This window comes from Pseudomonas sp. B392_1p (assembly GCF_052245235.1).
Classification (GTDB): domain Bacteria; phylum Pseudomonadota; class Gammaproteobacteria; order Pseudomonadales; family Pseudomonadaceae; genus Serpens; species Serpens gallinarum.
Genome location: NZ_JBQPXM010000002.1, coordinates 134,087 through 150,124 on the forward strand (window position 1 = coordinate 134,087; position 16,038 = coordinate 150,124).

16 protein-coding genes and 2 pseudogenes are annotated in these 16,038 nt (G+C 60.7%); 8 read left to right on the top strand and 10 right to left on the bottom strand.

All coding sequences use genetic code 11. The features are described from left to right. Nucleotides 1-17: 17 nt before the first annotated feature. The 7 genes and pseudogenes from ACTV8E_RS02910 to ACTV8E_RS02940 form a co-directional block, all read right to left on the bottom strand. A pseudogene (locus tag ACTV8E_RS02910) lies at nucleotides 18-308 on the bottom strand (PAAR domain-containing protein); the annotation flags it as partial. A gap of 252 nt (nucleotides 309-560) precedes the next feature. Further along, the gene (locus tag ACTV8E_RS02915) at nucleotides 561-1,325 is read right to left on the bottom strand and encodes a methyl-accepting chemotaxis protein (protein ID WP_443198659.1); all 765 of its coding nucleotides are present in this window, start codon (nucleotides 1,323-1,325) and stop codon (nucleotides 561-563) included. A gap of 93 nt (nucleotides 1,326-1,418) precedes the next feature. Then, nucleotides 1,419-2,450, bottom strand: a pseudogene (locus tag ACTV8E_RS02920) (cache domain-containing protein); the annotation flags it as partial. Nucleotides 2,451-3,231: 781 nt separating this feature from the next. After that, nucleotides 3,232-4,386: an MFS transporter gene (locus ACTV8E_RS02925; RefSeq protein WP_443198419.1), complete on the bottom strand. Its 1,155-nt coding sequence runs from the start codon at nucleotides 4,384-4,386 to the stop codon at nucleotides 3,232-3,234. 134 nt (nucleotides 4,387-4,520) lie between these two features. Continuing rightward, nucleotides 4,521-5,123 carry a TetR/AcrR family transcriptional regulator gene (locus tag ACTV8E_RS02930; protein ID WP_251837312.1) on the bottom strand — a complete coding sequence of 201 codons (603 nt, stop codon included), beginning with the start codon at nucleotides 5,121-5,123 and terminating at the stop codon, nucleotides 4,521-4,523. A gap of 143 nt (nucleotides 5,124-5,266) precedes the next feature. Beyond that, nucleotides 5,267-5,371: an FAD-binding protein gene (locus ACTV8E_RS02935; protein WP_443198420.1), complete on the bottom strand. Its 105-nt coding sequence runs from the start codon at nucleotides 5,369-5,371 to the stop codon at nucleotides 5,267-5,269. Continuing rightward, on the bottom strand, nucleotides 5,372-5,680 hold the full coding sequence (locus tag ACTV8E_RS02940; protein WP_443198421.1) for a hypothetical protein: 309 nt from the start codon (nucleotides 5,678-5,680) through the stop codon (nucleotides 5,372-5,374). A gap of 186 nt (nucleotides 5,681-5,866) precedes the next feature. Here ACTV8E_RS02940 and queC point away from each other — a divergent pair, with 186 nt between their 5' ends. The 5 genes from queC to ACTV8E_RS02965 all read left to right on the top strand — a co-directional run bounded on the left by queC (nucleotide 5,867) and on the right by ACTV8E_RS02965 (nucleotide 8,911). Next, nucleotides 5,867-6,574 (top strand): 7-cyano-7-deazaguanine synthase QueC, encoded by a 708-nt coding sequence (gene queC / locus ACTV8E_RS02945; RefSeq protein WP_251837314.1) that lies wholly within the window; start codon nucleotides 5,867-5,869, stop codon nucleotides 6,572-6,574. Next, nucleotides 6,562-6,918, top strand: a complete 357-nt coding sequence (queD, locus tag ACTV8E_RS02950) for a 6-carboxytetrahydropterin synthase QueD (RefSeq protein WP_443198422.1) — start codon at nucleotides 6,562-6,564, stop codon at nucleotides 6,916-6,918. The genes queC and queD overlap by 13 nt, the downstream gene beginning before the upstream one ends. Beyond that, nucleotides 6,915-7,631 carry a 7-carboxy-7-deazaguanine synthase QueE gene (queE, locus tag ACTV8E_RS02955; RefSeq protein WP_443198423.1) on the top strand — a complete coding sequence of 239 codons (717 nt, stop codon included), beginning with the start codon at nucleotides 6,915-6,917 and terminating at the stop codon, nucleotides 7,629-7,631. The genes queD and queE overlap by 4 nt, the downstream gene beginning before the upstream one ends. 398 nt (nucleotides 7,632-8,029) lie before the next feature. Then, nucleotides 8,030-8,386 carry a GFA family protein gene (locus ACTV8E_RS02960; RefSeq protein WP_443198424.1) on the top strand — a complete coding sequence of 119 codons (357 nt, stop codon included), beginning with the start codon at nucleotides 8,030-8,032 and terminating at the stop codon, nucleotides 8,384-8,386. A 120-nt stretch (nucleotides 8,387-8,506) separates the two neighbouring features. Continuing rightward, nucleotides 8,507-8,911, top strand: a complete 405-nt coding sequence (locus ACTV8E_RS02965) for a hypothetical protein (RefSeq protein WP_443198425.1) — start codon at nucleotides 8,507-8,509, stop codon at nucleotides 8,909-8,911. Between the two features lie 202 nt (nucleotides 8,912-9,113). On the opposite strand, the gene ACTV8E_RS02970 is transcribed toward ACTV8E_RS02965, so the two are convergent. Together ACTV8E_RS02970 and ACTV8E_RS02975 are read right to left on the bottom strand one after the other, a co-directional pair. After that, nucleotides 9,114-10,820 carry an amidase gene (locus ACTV8E_RS02970; protein ID WP_443198426.1) on the bottom strand — a complete coding sequence of 569 codons (1,707 nt, stop codon included), beginning with the start codon at nucleotides 10,818-10,820 and terminating at the stop codon, nucleotides 9,114-9,116. Between the two features lie 179 nt (nucleotides 10,821-10,999). Further along, complete coding sequence (locus ACTV8E_RS02975) at nucleotides 11,000-11,920, bottom strand: LysR family transcriptional regulator (protein ID WP_443198427.1); 921 nt, start codon at nucleotides 11,918-11,920, stop codon at nucleotides 11,000-11,002. Between the two features lie 138 nt (nucleotides 11,921-12,058). On the opposite strand from ACTV8E_RS02975, the gene ACTV8E_RS02980 reads away from it, so the two are divergent. Next, a complete protein-coding gene (locus tag ACTV8E_RS02980; RefSeq protein ID WP_251837321.1) occupies nucleotides 12,059-12,463 on the top strand; it encodes a RidA family protein in 405 nt (134 codons plus the stop codon). Between the two features lie 41 nt (nucleotides 12,464-12,504). Here the strand turns inward: ACTV8E_RS02980 and ACTV8E_RS02985 are convergent, their stop codons facing one another. Then, the gene (locus ACTV8E_RS02985; protein WP_443198428.1) at nucleotides 12,505-13,125 is read right to left on the bottom strand and encodes a helix-turn-helix domain-containing protein; all 621 of its coding nucleotides are present in this window, start codon (nucleotides 13,123-13,125) and stop codon (nucleotides 12,505-12,507) included. A 91-nt stretch (nucleotides 13,126-13,216) separates the two neighbouring features. Between ACTV8E_RS02985 and ACTV8E_RS02990 the strand changes: the two genes are divergently transcribed. Together ACTV8E_RS02990 and ACTV8E_RS02995 are read left to right on the top strand one after the other, a co-directional pair. Further along, complete coding sequence (locus ACTV8E_RS02990) at nucleotides 13,217-14,464, top strand: oxygenase MpaB family protein (RefSeq protein WP_443198429.1); 1,248 nt, start codon at nucleotides 13,217-13,219, stop codon at nucleotides 14,462-14,464. A 257-nt stretch (nucleotides 14,465-14,721) separates the two neighbouring features. Beyond that, nucleotides 14,722-15,939, top strand: a complete 1,218-nt coding sequence (locus ACTV8E_RS02995) for an MFS transporter (protein ID WP_443198430.1) — start codon at nucleotides 14,722-14,724, stop codon at nucleotides 15,937-15,939. Nucleotides 15,940-16,038 lie beyond the last annotated feature (99 nt).

A 16,038-nucleotide genomic window follows, 5' to 3' on the forward strand; every position in this document is an offset into this window, starting at 1 on the left:
ATTCCTCGAGTTCGTCAGGGTGCCGCAACAACCGTGTCGCCGATCAGCACATCGCCCGATCCCCCGACGATCACCCCGCCATGGCTCAGGGTGCTGCCGAGCGTGGCGGCATTCTTGCCGTTGATGAATACAGTGCTGGAGTAAGCACCGCTGATAGCCTGACCGCAGCTGGCGGGGTCTCCCACGCGCGCCGCGGGTAGGCTGTTGATCTGCACATCGGGGGAACCGGACTGGATAGGCGGTTTGCCATGTCCCGGTAGGGGGCAGGTGGTGGGGTCGCCCTGGCGAGCAGCGCGTTTGCCTGACATCGAGAGTCCTTCTCTTGATTCTTCCAACGGGGCCGTAGATGTATCGGAACACTGGGGGCGCCGCAACGAACGGCGTCTAACTTTAGAGGCGCCGCTCCCCTATCCTGCCCATGGCAAAGGCAACATCCCGCTGCACAGTGCCACGCCGAGGCGCGGGGCATGCTCTCCGGCGCAGGCGACGGTCCGCCACGCACGCAATGCTCAGCGGTCAACATCCCCTGAAAAGGCTGCAGCTCCTTAATGCGGCCGCACTCAGATGCGGAAGCTGCCCACCAGTTGCTTGAGCCGCTCGGCCTGTTGCTCCAGATCGCTGCAGGCACGCAGGGTGGATTGCAGATTCTCTACGCCTTCCTGGTTGAGGGTGTTGATCTCGGTGATGTCCATGTTCAACGACTCGATCACCGAGGTCTGCTCTTCGGTTGCCGTCGCCACCGACTGGTTCATGCCGTCGATTTCGCCGATTCGCTGGGTGACTTCGCCCAGGCGATCGCCGGCCTGATCGGCAATGGTCACGCTGTCCTCGCTCTGCCGCTGGCTGGCGGCCATGTGTTCCACCGAGGCGCGTGCGCCGGCCTGCAGCTCTTCGATCATCTGGTGGATGTCCTGCGCCGAACTTTGGGTCCGATGGGCAAGGTTGCGCACTTCGTCCGCCACTACCGCGAAGCCCCGGCCGGCTTCACCTGCCCGTGCGGCTTCGATGGCGGCGTTCAGGGCCAACAGATTGGTCTGCTCGGAGATCCCCTGGATGACTTCGAGAATGTGGCCAATGCCCACGGTCCTGGCATCCAGCTTTTCAAGCTCGGCGCTGGAGGCCTGGATCTTCTCGGACAGCTCGCGCATTGCGGCGATATTCTGCTGAACGACCGCGCGCGCGCCCTCCGCATCGTTCCGTGCGCCGCTGGCCTGATCCGAAGCGTCGGCCGCGTTACGCGCGATTTCCTGGGCGGCGGCGCCCAACTCGTTGATGGCCGCCGCCACGCTGTTGGTGCGGCTGGCCTGTTCGTCGGAGTTGATCATGGAGGCGTTGGAGGCGTTCAGCACGCGCTGCGCCACTTCATGAGCCGCCTCGGTCGCGGACGAAACCTCGCGAATCGAGCCGTGAATCCGCTCGACGAAACGATTGAAAGAGGTCGCCAGTTCGCCGAATTCATCGCGCGTTTGCACATCGAGCCGGCGGGTGAGGTCGCCCTCGCCTTCGGCGATATTGGCCATCGCCCGGCCCATATCGGTGAGCGGGCGCATCAGCACACGGATGAGCATGCCCAGCAGTATCAGGATGAAGACCACGGCCATCACGGTCACGATCAGCGCCGAGGTGCGAAAACTCGTCAAGCTGGCGTAGGCCTTGTCGCGATCCAGAGAAATACCGACATGCCACCTCACCGATGGCAGGCCGGTGATCGGACTGAAGCTGAGAATACGGGTGTTTCCGTCCAGACTGGCTTCGCTGTAGCGGCTGTCCAGCCTCGGCGTGTTGCGCGGATACAGTTCGCTCAGGCTCTTGCCCACCCTGTCTTGGTCAGGGTGCACCAGAACCTTCCCGTCGGCACTGATGAGAAACGCATGACCCAGACCGCCGAAATCCAGTGAGTTGATGATTTCGATCAGTACACCCAGGGCCAAATCACCCCCTACCACGCCCTGCGTCCGGCCATTGCCGCGCACCGGCGTGGCCAGCGTCATGACCAGCCCACCCGCGCCCACATCGAGGTACGGCTCGGTCAGGGTCGAGCCACCCGCTGCGACCGCATCCTGATACCAGGGGCGGGTTCGGGCATCGTAATCGTCCGGCATGTCGTCCGGCGGATAGAGCAGGTAGGTACCGTCGGCACTGCCGTAGTAGGTGAACATGAAGGTTTCGGCGAAGACTTTCTGCTGCAGCAGGCGGAGTACACGCTCAGGGTCACTGTCATTACCGACAGCTTGCGCCGCACCCTCGATCAGCAGGATGCGGCCGCTTAGCCAATTTTGGATGTTATCGGCAGTGATTTCGCCCATCGCCTTCAGGTCACTCTGAAGACCTGCACGAATGGTATTGCGCTGCTGGTAGTCGTTGTAGAGCGTGAACAACGCGAATGCGGTGGTTACGACCAGGCACGCCGCCAGAAGGATTTTCTGGCTGAACTTGAGACGACTGAACATGAGTGGGACCCCCGCATACAAACCGATTCCTTTGGTGGCTCCTGCCTCTGAACTTGTCCTATATATCAATCAGCTATCGACTGCTCCGGGGATAATCTTAATGTCAACTGATGAGCGGCCATTCATGGCGCTTATGTTTCTTGCGTTGAAGAGGAAACCCAACCTGAGGAACGACCGGTTTTACGCAGACGCACAGATCTGCGAGCAGCCAGAGCGGACATCCCCGTAACTTCGACGCCACGTCTAGAAGGCCTTGGCAATCGGCAATCGCTGCAGCGCAGCGCGAGCCGCTGGTGGCAGCGGTGATGGCCTGGATGAAGAACACTTCAGGGAACGCGCTTATCTCGAGCTGGCCCAGTCATTCAGGCTCGACCGGGTACTGAAGGCCGAGCAGGGAAATCAGGCTCATCAGGCCAGTGGAAACGAGCCCGGCGCCGCGCTGGCCCGGTCGCTATCGGAACCGTTTACGGCTTCTGGCTGAACGGCCAAAAAGAAAAGCCAGGCAATGCCTGGCTTTTCTAGCTTCTCAGTGCGACTACTTCCGAACAGATTTATTTACTCAAATAAATCCTGGCTTCGAGTTCGAGATCGCGGTGATCGAAACGGAAATCAACCGGCGTCGGCTTTGCCCTGCCGTTCCAGTTCACGCTCGATGCTCACTCGTCCTTGAGTCGGTACCGAAGGTAAGCCGCAAAGAGTGTGACGCCCCCGCGCGACCTCTCAGGAGATATCCGGTTTCACTGCAATAAATATTACCGGTAGGGACCGGAGCCGGCTGACTTCAATTCCAACCTATTCTTCCACGTCGCAGGTAAGGCAGCACGGAGCATAACCCCAGCACGGCCAGGCCGGCACCTATCCATAATGCAGCACGAACATCATAGCCTGCGGAGATCGCCAAGCCGGCAAGAAAAGTCCCTCCGCCCAGGCCGATATTGATAACGGAGGTATGTACAGCATTTACCATGGGACCGGGGTGGGCCACACTAATGATGCGTGCCATCATCGCAGGGTTCATGGGCACACCGGACAACCCAATCAAAATGACAAAGGCCACAGCGAACCACTGATATTGCGCCAGCAATGCCATACCAGTTAATGACATGCTCAGCACCGTTAGCCCGACAACCATAATGATTAAACTATGCCGAAAGGCAAAATACCCGGTGACGATGTTCCCTATTATGTTTGCCGCTCCATAGAGCATCAATATGAAGGGAATTACCCCCATCGTCATACCAGTCACTGTGGTTAAAACCGGCACAAAGTAACTGAAGGCCGCAAAACTGGCACCTAAAATCAAACAACTGGTTGCGCAGGCCTTCCAGTACGCCATATTTTTAAATGCCTTGAACTCTTCCTTCATTTTCAGACTGCTCTGGTCACCCGAGTTTGGCAGTACACGAATCAACACCAGCAAACAGAGCAGTACCAACACCGCGACCAGCCCAAAACTGATACGCCAGCCCCAGTGCTGGTTGATGATCGTCGCCAGCGGGACACCAAACACGGTGGAAACCATGAAGCCACCAATAATCACGGCAGCAGCACGGGGCCTGTTTTCAGCGGACACCAGCGCCATACTGGTCGCCAATGACAAACTGAGACAACCGGCACATAGCACACCGGTAATTACGCGCACAGCAATTAAAATGGAGTGTTCCGAAATAAAGGCACTGAAACCTTGGACCACCACATACAATGCGAGTAATACCAACAGGCTTGGACGGTAAGGTATTTTCAGTTTGAGAAACGCATAGGTGAGCACCGGGCCTCCCAGCATTACTCCAAAAGCAAAGTATGAAATCAGATGACCAACCTCACCAATGGTGATATCAAAATCGTCCGACAGGGTGGTCATCATCCCTGCCACCATAAGCTCAGAGGTACCAATCGAGAAGATGGCCAATCCTAGAATATACACAACCAAAGGCATTCCTTACTTTCCTCAATTATTTAACAAACATTACAAAAACGGATAAAGAAGCACGCATCATCTGACCGCCTCATGATGCGTTATCTATTTACAGGTATGTTTATTACAAAAACGAAGTAACGATGATTGAGAGCCTAGAAGTTAGCCAGCAGTCCAGCCACAACATCATCAAGGACACTCTTATCCGTGATGTTTTTATTCAGAACACGCAATCCATAGTATCCAGCCAAAAAACCTCTTGCCATTTCAATAGCGGAAGCCTTCTTGCCAAATTCTTTATTTTTCTGGCCTTCTTCAAATACAGAAACCAGGGCGTTTTCCAAGCGCTCTCTATATTCCTTATTCAGCCTTGCTACGGCTTCATCTTTACTACCGCGCTCCAAGGCAGAGAACAGAACCATTGCATTATGTTGTTCTGCTTGCTCCAGATCTTCAGCAATCCCCCAAAGCAACAAGGTGCGCAGCCGCTCTTTAGCAGAGCCTGGTTTTCTTAGAATGGTCAACTGTGCAGACATGCTTTTTTCATGGCTACGCAATAATGCTTGCTCGTATAACCCTTGTTTACTACCAAAGGCGTTATAGAGGCTGCCCCGACCTAAACCGGTACCATCGCATAAGTCCTGAGCAGAGGTGCCAGCAAAGCCATTCTCACTGAAAACCGCCACAGCAGCATCGATGACTTCTTCATCCTCGAATTGCCGAGGGCGACCTTGGCTTGGCAGCTTCTCCTTACGCATATTTTGGGGCTCTTGAATGAATCAAAGCCGGACAATAATCGTTCTGTAACGCTCGGTCAATTAATTACTGGCAAAACAGGCCCTCCACGATACAGGGTGAAGCCGAGACAGGCCTGCTGAATAGCCGATTACGCTGGCTGCTATCAGCGCGCCAGCATGCGTCGCGCTAGCCCGGCCTCCGCCAACCGCACGGCACACGACAGCCCGGCAATTCCGGCGCCGACGATCACCGCGTCGGGATTGGGCATTTAGAGCTTCTCGATCGGCCAGGCACGCACCACCAGTTCATCCTGCTCGAAGCGCGCTTCCAGCATGCTGCGGTAGTCGGCCCACCAGTTGCGGTCCAGCGTCTCGGTCATCACTTCGTAGACGACCACCTCGTCGCGCTCGGTATGCACCCCATCCTCCCGCCAGAGTCCGGTGGCCGGGGCGCGTGTAAAGGCGGTGAGCCCGCCGAAGCGGGTGATCAGGGTCTCGCCGACCTCGCGAAAGAAGTGGCCAGGAAAGCCTTGGCCGTGGTTGTCGTAGAGCGGCAGGAGGAGCTGGATCAGGTACATGGCGAAAATCCACGCGGAGCGTGAAGTTGAGACTGATCCGGCATGACATGTGTTCAGCGGCCTGCGCTACCCGATAAAGCCGCCACACTGGCTCCGCACCTTGTTGTTGGACAAGGCGGCCCCGGTCGTTAAAATGGCCGCCGCGTTACCCGGTCGCAGCCTACCCGGACAAAACAAGGACACTTTATGAAAGCTCTGTTGATCTGCTCCGGCGGATTCGACTCCGTGACCCTGGCCTACCGGCTGGCGGCGGAGCACTCCCTCGGCGCCCTGCTGACCTTCGACTACGGTCAGCGCCATCGCAAAGAAATCGATGCCGCCCGCCTTACCGCCCAACGGCTCGCCGTTCCCCACCTGGTGATGGACATCGGCCAGATTGGCCGCCAGCTGTCAGGCTCGGCCCTGACCGACGACATCGCTGTGCCCCACGGCCACTACAGCGAAGAGAACATGAAGGTGACGGTGGTGCCTAACCGCAACGCCATCATGCTCACCATTGCCTTCGGCGTGGCCGCTGCCCGCAGCCTCGACACCGTGGCGCTGGCGGTCCACGGCGGCGATCACTTCATCTACCCTGACTGCCGCCCGGACTTTATCGACCTGTTCGCCCAGATGCAGGCCAAGGCGCTGGACGGCGTGGCCGAAGTGGCGCTGATGGCGCCCTACGTGAACACCGACAAGACCGAAATCGCCCGCGACGCGGCGCGGTTTGGCGTGCCGGTGGCCGATACCTGGTCCTGCTACGAGGGTGGCGAGACTCACTGCGGCCGCTGCGGTACCTGCGTGGAGCGCATCGAAGCCATGGCCCTGGCCGGTGTACCCGACCCCACGCCCTACCAGGACCAGCAGTACTGGCGCGACGCGGTGGCGAGGGCGAACGCATGTACACGATAAGAAAAGAGTTTCACTTTTCCGCCTCCCACCAGCTCAAGCAAATGCCCGACTGGCACCCCTGTGCCCGTCTGCATGGTCATAACTATGTGGTGGAAATCGAATTGCAGAGCGAGGGTCTCGATCAGTACGGTTTCGTGCGTGATTACCTGGAGCTCAAGGCGTTCAAGGACTACATCGACGTCGAGCTGGATCACCGTCATCTCAACGAGGTGCTGGGCGACGCGTGCACCACCGCCGAGCGCCTGGCCCGCCACCTGTACGAGTGGGCCCAGGCCCGTTGGCCCGAGGTGAGCGCGGTGTCGGTGTCGGAAACGTCCAAGACCTGGGCGGAGTACCGGCCATGATCGCCATCAGCGAAATCTTCGGCCCCACCATCCAGGGCGAGGGCGCATTGATCGGCATGCCCACCGTGTTCGTGCGCACCGGCGGCTGCGACTTTCGCTGCAGCTGGTGCGATACGCGCTACGCGGTGGACCCCGCCTTTCGCGCTGATTGGCAGGCCATGGACGCCGAGGCGATCCTCGTCGAGGTGAACCGGCTGAGCGGCGGCGAGCCGATTCTGGTCACGCTGTCCGGTGGCAACCCGGCGCTGCAGCCGCTCGAAGATCTGCTCAAGCTTGGCCACGCGCAAGGCCACCGCTTCGCCATGGAAACCCAGGGCAGCACGGCCCAGCCGTGGTTTGCCGAGCTGGACTACCTGACCCTCAGCCCCAAGCCGCCGTCTTCGCGCATGCCGTTTCGCCGCGAGCGTTTTGAGGCCTGCCTGGCCGCTGCTGGGGCCGATACCCAGGTCAGCCTCAAGCTGGTGATCGCCGATGAAGCGGATTACCAATGGGCCAAAACCCTCGCCGCCGACTACCCCGACCTGCCGCTGTTCCTGCAACCCTGCAACCCGACGCCGGCCACGCCCGAGCAGCCGGAGCGCGAGGCCGATATCCAGACACTCAATGCGCAATTGCGTTGGCTGGTCGAGTGCATCTCCGCCGACCGCTGGTACCGGCCCCGCGTGCTGCCGCAGCTGCACGTGCTGATCTGGAACAACGAACGGGGCGTGTAAAAAGACATGCCTGCGCTATCCCAGTAACCTGCAATGAGCGACGCCGCCCTACACAGTGCGGCATCGCCGACACGCGCTTCATCAATCCACCGGGGGGCGATCCTCCGGGTGGCGATCCACCGAGCGGCGGCCCACCAAGCGGCGGCCCACCAAGCGGGGCCCTGGTGGATGTAAAAATACGACATCCACCCTACAGATAGCCTGGCGCTCCAACAGCGCCATCCTAACCGGCGTAAAACTAATACCCTACCTAACGAGCACCCCGAAACCTGGGGTGAATCGCGTTCTATCGATCCACCAGGCGGGGCCATGGTGGAGATTAAAAGCGAGATATCCACGCCGCCGACTGATACGCAGGACTTGAGCTACCTTGGGGTTAACCATTAACCGGAGGCTATATGCTCGAGCACAAAGGAAGCTGCCATTGCGGAGCGATACAGTTCCAATTTCAGGGCCCTGCCATCGATAGGGGCATGCGTTGCAACTGCTCGATCTGTGCACGAAAAGGCGCACTGATGAGTGTCTTCACCGTCGCCCCATCAGACCTGACCATCGTTGCCGCGGATGGCGCCCTCTCCACGTACGAGTTTGGGAGCGGTACTGCCAAGCACCACTTTTGCAGCCAGTGCGGTATCTATCCCTTCCACCAAACAGTCGTAAAGCCAGGGCACTATCGCATCAACCTGGGTTGTCTGGAGGGCGTTGATACCTTCGCTCTTCCGTTTGACGTATTCGATGGCGCAACGCTCATGTGATACCTGCGTCAACGCATCGTGGGGCAGGTGCGCTTGCTCCCCGCGCAAGCGAAAAAAACACCTGTCGTGTACCACTGACAATCCGTGTTCTGCTTCCATACTCAGACCATGAACGACGACATGCCCCGCCCCGAACTGGACGCAAAGCTGGAACTCCTCGAGACCCGCATGGATGCGCGTGTCGCCGCGATCGAGAGCAAGATCGACGCTTTTCTTGCGTCTCAGGCGGCCCGGGATTCGGCCCAGGGCATTCGCAATTCCGGCTTTGAGACGTCCATCCAGCGGCTGGAAAGGTCCACGGCGGAGCTCAAGGCCAGCCTCAATGCCATCAAGACCACCATGATCGTCACTGCGATCAGCACGGTCCTGGCCATTGTCTTCGGCATCGCCTCATTCAACTCCGCCCTGACTTCTAACATGCTGGCGGCCTTTCAGGCCGGGCGCAGTAGCGCGGGTGTGGAGCAGCGGGAGCGTCCCAGCCCTGCGCAGACGCCGCCGGCGCAGGCACCCTCCTCCGCACAGTGAACCCCAGAGGCAGCACGCTGACTCGTAGGATGGGTTGAGTGAAACGATACCCATCGTGTTTTCAGGTGAAGCCACGTGTTTGGCCGGGCGGCATGGGTATCGCTGTGCTCCAGCCATCCTACTTTACCGGCAGGCACCGCAGCCCAAACGGGCCGATGGGCAGGTACAAAAAAGGCGCCAGCGGCGCCTTTTTGTATGACCGTCAGCGCGCCAACGGTGGCGTGCGCGGCGGAACACGGCGCTTGCTGTCGGTGGACTCATAGGCCGAAGCCAGGCGCAGCAGGTTGGAGTCGTCGTAGGCGCGACCGGCGAAGGTCAGCCCCACGGGCATGCCGATATCCGCCATCACACCCATGGGCACGGTGACGGTGGGCACGCCGAGGTGGCGAATGGCGAGGTTGCCGTTGGCCACCCAGATGCCGTTGCTCCAGGCGATGTCCGCCGAGGCCGGGTTGATATCGGCATCGGCCGGCGCGACGTCGGCCACGGTGGGGAAAATCACGGCGTCCAGGCCCAACTGATCCATCCAGTCTTCAAGGTCCAACTTGCGGGTCTTCTCCAGGCCGCGCAGGCCATCGGGCGGCGTGGCGATCTGGTCCCAGGACTTGATGCCGCGCTTGGCCATGTTCACGTACTCGTCCATGCCGGCGGCGAGGTCGTCTTCCCGGTTCGGCAGGGTGCCGGGGTCATGGGGGAAGATCAGCGATCCATCGACATCGGCCAGGCGGTTCAGCGTGGGGTCGCCGTTGGCACGCAGAAAATCGTCGAAGGCCCAGCCACTGAGCTCCCACAACTCATCGTGGAGAAATTCCGGCGACACGATGCCGCGATTGAACACGGTCGGCGCGCCAGGACGGTCGCCTTCGCAGTTGGACACCAGCGGGAAATCCACCTCCACCACCTCGGCGCCAGCCGCTTCCAGAGCCAGACGCGTCTGCTCCCAGAGCGCGATCACCGAGTCCCGCGTCTGGATACGCTGGCCCGTCGGCCCCCCGATACCGGGCTTATCACTGGTCCCCATGTCCGGGTCTTTGTTGATGAACATGCGCGGCACGCCGAAGCGTTTGCCCTTGAGCGCATCGGCCTGGGCGGCGAGGGCCGCATAGGACGCCGGACGCACGTCGGAGGCCTTCGGGATCGGCACCCAGGGCTGCAGGCGCCAGAGATCGCCGCGTGTATCGGGATCGTCGGCCACCACCACGTCGAGCACTTCAAGCAGATCGGCCATGGTGCGTGCAAAGGGCACCACCACGTCCATGGTCGGCGTCAGCGGCCAGTTGCCGCGCACCGAAATCACCCCACGCGACGGCGTGTAAGCGCACAAGCCATTGTTGGAGGCCGGGCCACGGCCGCTGGACCAGGTTTCCTCGGCCAGGCCGAACGCCGCAAAGCTGGCAGCGGTGGCGGTGCCGGCGCCATTGGAGGAGCCAGAGGCAAAGGGCGCGGTCAGGTAGTCGGCGTTGTAGGGGCTTTCGGCGCGACCGTAAACGCCGCGCTGCATGCCGCCGTTGGCCATGGGCGGCATATTGGTCTTGCCCAGGCAGATGGCACCAGCGGCACGCAAGCGCTCGATGGTAAAGGCGTCGCGATAAGCGATCAGGTCCTTGAATGCCGGGCTGCCGGAGGCGGCGGTGAGTCCCTTGACCAGGTAACTGTCCTTGGCCGTGTAAGGAATGCCGTCCAGCGGACCCAGCGTCTCGCCCCGGGCGCGGCGGGCGTCGGAGGCCTCGGCCTCCTTGAGCGCATCGGGATTGTGCACCACCACGGCATTGAGCCGGGTCGGCGTCTCAGGGCCATCATAAGCATCGATGCGGGCCAGATAGGCACGCACCAGCTCTACGGCAGTGGTCCGGCCGGTTTCGAGCGCAGCACGCAGCTCGGCGATGGAAACTTCGGTGACTTCGATCATGTACTCAACTCCGGGCGCGTGCGAGACGGCGGTTCGCTGCGGGATAGGCTGTCATGGCGGCTCTCGTGTACTGCTGATGACGATGCACAGAGTGTACTGACTCGCCAATCCGCTCGGCCAGCCATCCCGGCCCTGTCGTCACGCTCTGATCGCGCTTGCGCATCGGTCGCCTAGCCGCATCACTTTCTACTTTCTACCGGCGCATGCTGCGCCATCAACTCCACGATCCACTCAATAAATACTCGCAGCTTGGCGCTCACATGCCGATTCGGCGGAAAGGCCACGGAAAGCGGCATCGGTTCGAATTGCCAATCCTCGAACAGGCGCACCAGTTCGCCACTGGCCAGGTGCATCCGGGCCATATAGTCCGGCAGCCCGAGTATGCCCAGGCCGGCCAGGCCAGCCGCGAGGTAGGCGTTGCCGTCATCGACTGCCAATACATGGCGGCCCTGCAGGTTGATCTGCTCTGCTCCACGTCGCATCTGATAGGGCAATACCTTGCGAGTGCGCGAGCCGATGTAATTCACGACACGGTGGTGGCTGTCTTCTACTTCACTCGGGTGCGTGGGAATGCCGGCGCGCTGCAGATAGCTGGGCGCCGCATATACGCCGAACGGCAAATCCCCCACGTGGCGCGCCACCAGCGACAAGTCGGTGATTGGGCCGCCACGCACTACGCAGTCCACGCTCTCGTCGATGATGTCGACGACGCGGTCGCTGACGCCCATGTCAAGTTGGATTTCGGGGTAGCGGGCATGAAAAGCCGGTAATGCCGGAATAAGGATCAGACGCGCCAGCGGGCTGGGAACGTCCACCCGCAGCCGCCCTCGGGGCGCGGTCGAAGCGTTGGACAGGCTGGTCTCGGCGTCGTCCATGTCGGCCAGCAGGCGTAGGACGCGCTCGTAATAGGCGGCGCCGTCGGCGGTGACATTGACCTTGCGCGTGGTGCGGTTGAGCAGTCTGACCCGCAGCCGCGCCTCTAGCTGCTGCACGAGCTGCGTCACGCTGGTCTTGCTCATGTGCAGGGTCTCGGCCGCCTTGGTGAAGCTGCCGGTTTCCACGACTCGGGCAAACGCCTGCATTGCATCGAAACGGTCCATCTCAGCTCCAGCTAGTCGGGATTGTTCGGATTTTACAAACAATGCTGACCAGCGTTGCTGGTTTATCCGCAGCGCGTGTCTTTCTAGAGTGTCTTCAACTTGATTACGGGTCGGTACCGGCCCTTAGAAGAGGTAGTTATGGCCACACGTGACGTTGTTTTCCCGCCCGGACGCCAGGCGCTGTACGAACGCAATCGCTACTCACCGGCAATCCGTTCCAATGGTTTTCTATTCGTGTCGGGGCAAGTCGGCAGTCGCGAAGACGGCTCGCCGGAGCCTGACCTGGAAATGCAGGTGCGTCGCGCTTTCGACAACCTCAACGCGATCTTGGCGGAAGCCGGCTGCAGCTTCGAGGACGTGATCGACGTGACCGTGTTCATCGTCGATCCGGAATCCAAATTCGAGACCATCTGGAAGATCATTCCCGAGTACTGGGGCGAGGCACCGCACCCGACGTTGACTGGCGTGGGCGTGACCTGGCTGTATGGCTTTGAGTTCGAGATCAAGGTGATCGCCAAGCTGCCGGAGGGCGCTGCAGGCTAGCTGGGTTGGCGGAACGCCAGGTGGAAACACTTGGCGACTTTCTACCGCTGGTGATGATTGTCTCGACTGTCCTGCGGCAAGCAGAACGATTCGACCATCTTGGCCAGGGCCTCGATTACCTCATCGCGGCTGAACAGCACCGAGTCCTGACTGAAATAACGCGCTGTGGTGAACTGCACCGAATTGATCAGCACGAACAAGGTGGCCGGCAGGTTGTCCAAGCGGTATTCGTCCACATGGCGCAGCAGATACTGCTGGCACACCTCGCTCATATCCCGCTCCAGTGTCTGGAACAGTTGTTCCGAACGCAGCCGATGCCAATTGCGCACCAACTCGCGCTGTCCCTTGTCCTGCTCAACCTGCTCGAAAATGCCTTGCAGGATCGCCCGCGTGACCGTTTTGATATCCGCATCCAGCAGCGGCAGCAGGCGCTCGTGGACCACGGCCATCAGACGTCCGCCCTGCTGTTGCAGCAGCGCCTCGATCAGCGCTTCCTTGCTGTCGAAATACTGATAAAGCGAGCCAATGCTGGCCCCGGCACGCCTGGCCACATGGTTGGTGGTAAGCCCATCCAGGCCGCGATCGCCCAGCTCCAGCGCTGTGGCCTCCAACAGTGCCGCGACCATCTTCCCTGAACGCTTCTGTCTCGGCTGCTTCCTCATATCGGCTCCATCCATACGAGTTGTTTGCGAGTAATTACTCGCAATAGTCTAGTGACACCCGCCTGCCGCACAGCCCAACCGAGGTATGAACATGCTGACACGCCCCGTTCGTATTCCCGATCGCCACGGTGTCGACCCGGTGCGCGCACGACGCACCGCCGCGCCCATCCGCCTCTGGGTGCGTGGTACGGCGGAGCCCAGCGCCGAGGAATGGCAGGCGATTGGCGAATCCCTGCTGGTGGGCGATGCGCCGATGGACGAGCTGATCGGCTGGATGATGAAAAGCGGTCTGTCTCGAACCCGGCCACTTTACGAGCGCGCGGTGCGCCATGGAATCAACGCCGTGGAAGGCGCCCCGCAGCCATTGCGAACGTTCTTCTCCCGCATCGAAACAGCGCCCGACTGGTTCGACGCCGAACGGGCTCAGGAAGGCGCTCGCGCCTGTGGGCTGTCCGGACTGACGGGCATGCGTGTCCTGCGTGACCTGGGCCTGCTGGCCGGTTATCAGGCCTCGGCCATCAACCGCACGCTGGTGGTTACTGGCGCCCTGGAAGAAGGGGCGCAACGGCGGGTGGCGGAAACCACCAAATGGTGGATTGACTGCACCCGTCCTGGCGGGATGCAACGCGGGGCTCCCGGCTATTGCGGCACGCTTCAGGTACGCCTGATCCACGGCCTGGTGCGCCGCCATGTCGCGGCCATGGAAAACTGGGACGCGAGTTACTACGGCCTGCCCATTAACCAGGGCGACATGCACGCCACCTACCTGGCGTTTTCCACAATCTTTTTGATCGGCCAGCGCATGCTCGGCGTACCGCTCTCTCGCCGCGAAAGCGCGGCCATCACCCACCTCTGGCGGTATATCGCCTGGCTGATGGGTGTCGACGAGCGCTGGTTGCACGCTGACGAAAACCAGGGGCGTCGGGCGCTGTACCACAATCTCCTGGCTCAGGCGCCCGCCGATGAAAGCAGTCGCCGCCTGGGCATGGCCCTGATCGATGAGCCGCTGCAGCGCCACTACCGCAATCTGCCCTGGTTGCGTGGGCGCCTGAACAGGGCGATTCACCTGAGCATTGCGCGCACCTTTATCGACCGCAACGGCCGAGAGGCGCTGGGCCTGCCGCGTGGGACACTGCCTTGGTATCCCCTGTTCACCGCACCGCCGCGCTTTGCCTGGCAGACCCTGTTGCGCTGTCTGCCTAAGGGTCGTGAGTATCTGGTCAACCATGGTCTGCGCCAGCAGGAGGCGTACCTGCAAACCTTGTTCGGCGACAGCCGACCGCGTGTGGGCACCGAGGCTGCAATCAAGTCGCCTTCCGAAACTACGAGCCCAGGATAAATCGCCAGGGAAACACACAAGGCGCGTGCCAACTCAACGCACCGTAGGACGGTCTTGACCGCGATCGAATCGCAGCATCGTATGGCTTTGACCGCGGACGAGTCCGCTCCTACGTAATCCCCGCCGTTGTCTATCCAGGCAGCTTGCGAGACAAAGCCCTCTGCGGGATCTAGGATAGCGCCGTACGTTGGCGCGCATTGCTCAAGCAAGGACGAGTTGTCCGGGTGCGCATGCTGTTTCTGCCCGGGATGTCAGTCATGTCTATCAGCTCTACCCATTCGCCCTCAGCCATCGCTTCGACTGCCCGCCAAGCCAGTCCCTTGGTCATGCGCGTGATTGGTGCCTGCGCGTTGGCGCACCTGGTCAACGATCTGATCCAGGCCGTGATACCGGCGATTTACCCCATGCTCAAGGCCAATTACGGCCTGACGTTCACTCAAGTCGGCATGATCACCCTGACCTACCAGCTCACCGCCTCGCTGCTGCAGCCCTGGGTCGGCTACTACACCGACCGCCATCCCAAGCCCTGGCTACTGCCGGCCGGCATGGTCTGCACCCTGCTCGGCATCTTCATGCTGGCCTTCGTCGGCAGTTTTTCGGCGATCCTCATCGCGTCGGCGCTCGTGGGCATCGGCTCGTCAACCTTCCACCCGGAAACCTCACGCGTCGCGCGCCTGGCCTCGGGCGGTCGCTACGGCTTGGCGCAATCGACCTTCCAGGTCGGTGGCAATGCCGGCAGCGCCTTCGGCCCGCTGCTGGCGGCGGCCATCGTCATTCCGTACGGTCAGGGCAACGTCGCCTGGTTCGGCCTGTTCGCGGTATTTGCCATTGGTGTGCTGTATGGCCTGAGCCGCTGGTACCGCAACCATCTGAGCCTGTTCACGCTCAAGCAGGGTAGCCAAGCCACCCACGGACTGTCCCGCAGGCGCGTGACCTTTGCCCTGGCGGTGCTGGCACTGCTGGTTTTTTCGAAATATTTCTACATGACCAGCATTACCAGCTATTTCACCTTTTACCTGATGGAGAAATTCGACCTCTCGGTTGCCAGCTCACAAGTGCATCTGTTCCTATTCCTTGGCGCCGTCGCCGCAGGCACGTTCCTGGGTGGCCCGATCGGCGACAAGATCGGCCGCAGGACAGTCATCTGGTTCTCCATCCTCGGCGTCGCGCCCTTCACCCTGGCATTGCCCTACGTCGACCTGTTCTGGACGGGCGTGCTGAGCATGATCATCGGCTTTATCCTCGCCTCGGCGTTTTCTGCCATCGTGGTTTTCGCCCAGGAGCTGGTCCCGGGCAACGTGGGCATGATCGCCGGCGTGTTCTTCGGCCTCATGTTCGGCTTTGGCGGTATTGGCGGTGCCTTGCTGGGTTACCTGGCGGACATCCAGGGCATCGAGCAGGTGTACAAAATATGCTCCTACCTGCCGCTGCTCGGCTTGCTGACGATCCTTTTGCCCTCAACCAAAGGGGCGTAACAGTTCAACGGTCTGCCAAGCCATCCCGGCTGCGCTTTGCGCCAAGCGCAGGCATCGACCTAAGCTGCATGTCCCGCAGCAATCAAGGCTCCACAGCCA

What these genes read in the sequence shown, in the direction of transcription:
- ACTV8E_RS02915 (WP_443198659.1), bottom strand. Translation starts at nt 1,325, where the DNA reads ATGATCAACTCCGACGAACAGGCCAGCCGCACCAACAGCGTGGCGGCG.
- ACTV8E_RS02925 (WP_443198419.1), bottom strand. Translation starts at nt 4,386, where the DNA reads ATGCCTTTGGTTGTGTATATTCTAGGATTGGCCATCTTCTCGATTGGT.
- ACTV8E_RS02930 (WP_251837312.1), bottom strand. Translation starts at nt 5,123, where the DNA reads ATGCGTAAGGAGAAGCTGCCAAGCCAAGGTCGCCCTCGGCAATTCGAG.
- ACTV8E_RS02935 (WP_443198420.1), bottom strand. Translation starts at nt 5,371, where the DNA reads ATGCCCAATCCCGACGCGGTGATCGTCGGCGCCGGAATTGCCGGGCTG.
- ACTV8E_RS02940 (WP_443198421.1), bottom strand. Translation starts at nt 5,680, where the DNA reads ATGTACCTGATCCAGCTCCTCCTGCCGCTCTACGACAACCACGGCCAA.
- queC (WP_251837314.1), top strand. Translation starts at nt 5,867, where the DNA reads ATGAAAGCTCTGTTGATCTGCTCCGGCGGATTCGACTCCGTGACCCTG.
- queD (WP_443198422.1), top strand. Translation starts at nt 6,562, where the DNA reads ATGTACACGATAAGAAAAGAGTTTCACTTTTCCGCCTCCCACCAGCTC.
- queE (WP_443198423.1), top strand. Translation starts at nt 6,915, where the DNA reads ATGATCGCCATCAGCGAAATCTTCGGCCCCACCATCCAGGGCGAGGGC.
- ACTV8E_RS02960 (WP_443198424.1), top strand. Translation starts at nt 8,030, where the DNA reads ATGCTCGAGCACAAAGGAAGCTGCCATTGCGGAGCGATACAGTTCCAA.
- ACTV8E_RS02965 (WP_443198425.1), top strand. Translation starts at nt 8,507, where the DNA reads ATGCCCCGCCCCGAACTGGACGCAAAGCTGGAACTCCTCGAGACCCGC.
- ACTV8E_RS02970 (WP_443198426.1), bottom strand. Translation starts at nt 10,820, where the DNA reads ATGATCGAAGTCACCGAAGTTTCCATCGCCGAGCTGCGTGCTGCGCTC.
- ACTV8E_RS02975 (WP_443198427.1), bottom strand. Translation starts at nt 11,920, where the DNA reads ATGGACCGTTTCGATGCAATGCAGGCGTTTGCCCGAGTCGTGGAAACC.
- ACTV8E_RS02980 (WP_251837321.1), top strand. Translation starts at nt 12,059, where the DNA reads ATGGCCACACGTGACGTTGTTTTCCCGCCCGGACGCCAGGCGCTGTAC.
- ACTV8E_RS02985 (WP_443198428.1), bottom strand. Translation starts at nt 13,125, where the DNA reads ATGAGGAAGCAGCCGAGACAGAAGCGTTCAGGGAAGATGGTCGCGGCA.
- ACTV8E_RS02990 (WP_443198429.1), top strand. Translation starts at nt 13,217, where the DNA reads ATGCTGACACGCCCCGTTCGTATTCCCGATCGCCACGGTGTCGACCCG.
- ACTV8E_RS02995 (WP_443198430.1), top strand. Translation starts at nt 14,722, where the DNA reads ATGTCTATCAGCTCTACCCATTCGCCCTCAGCCATCGCTTCGACTGCC.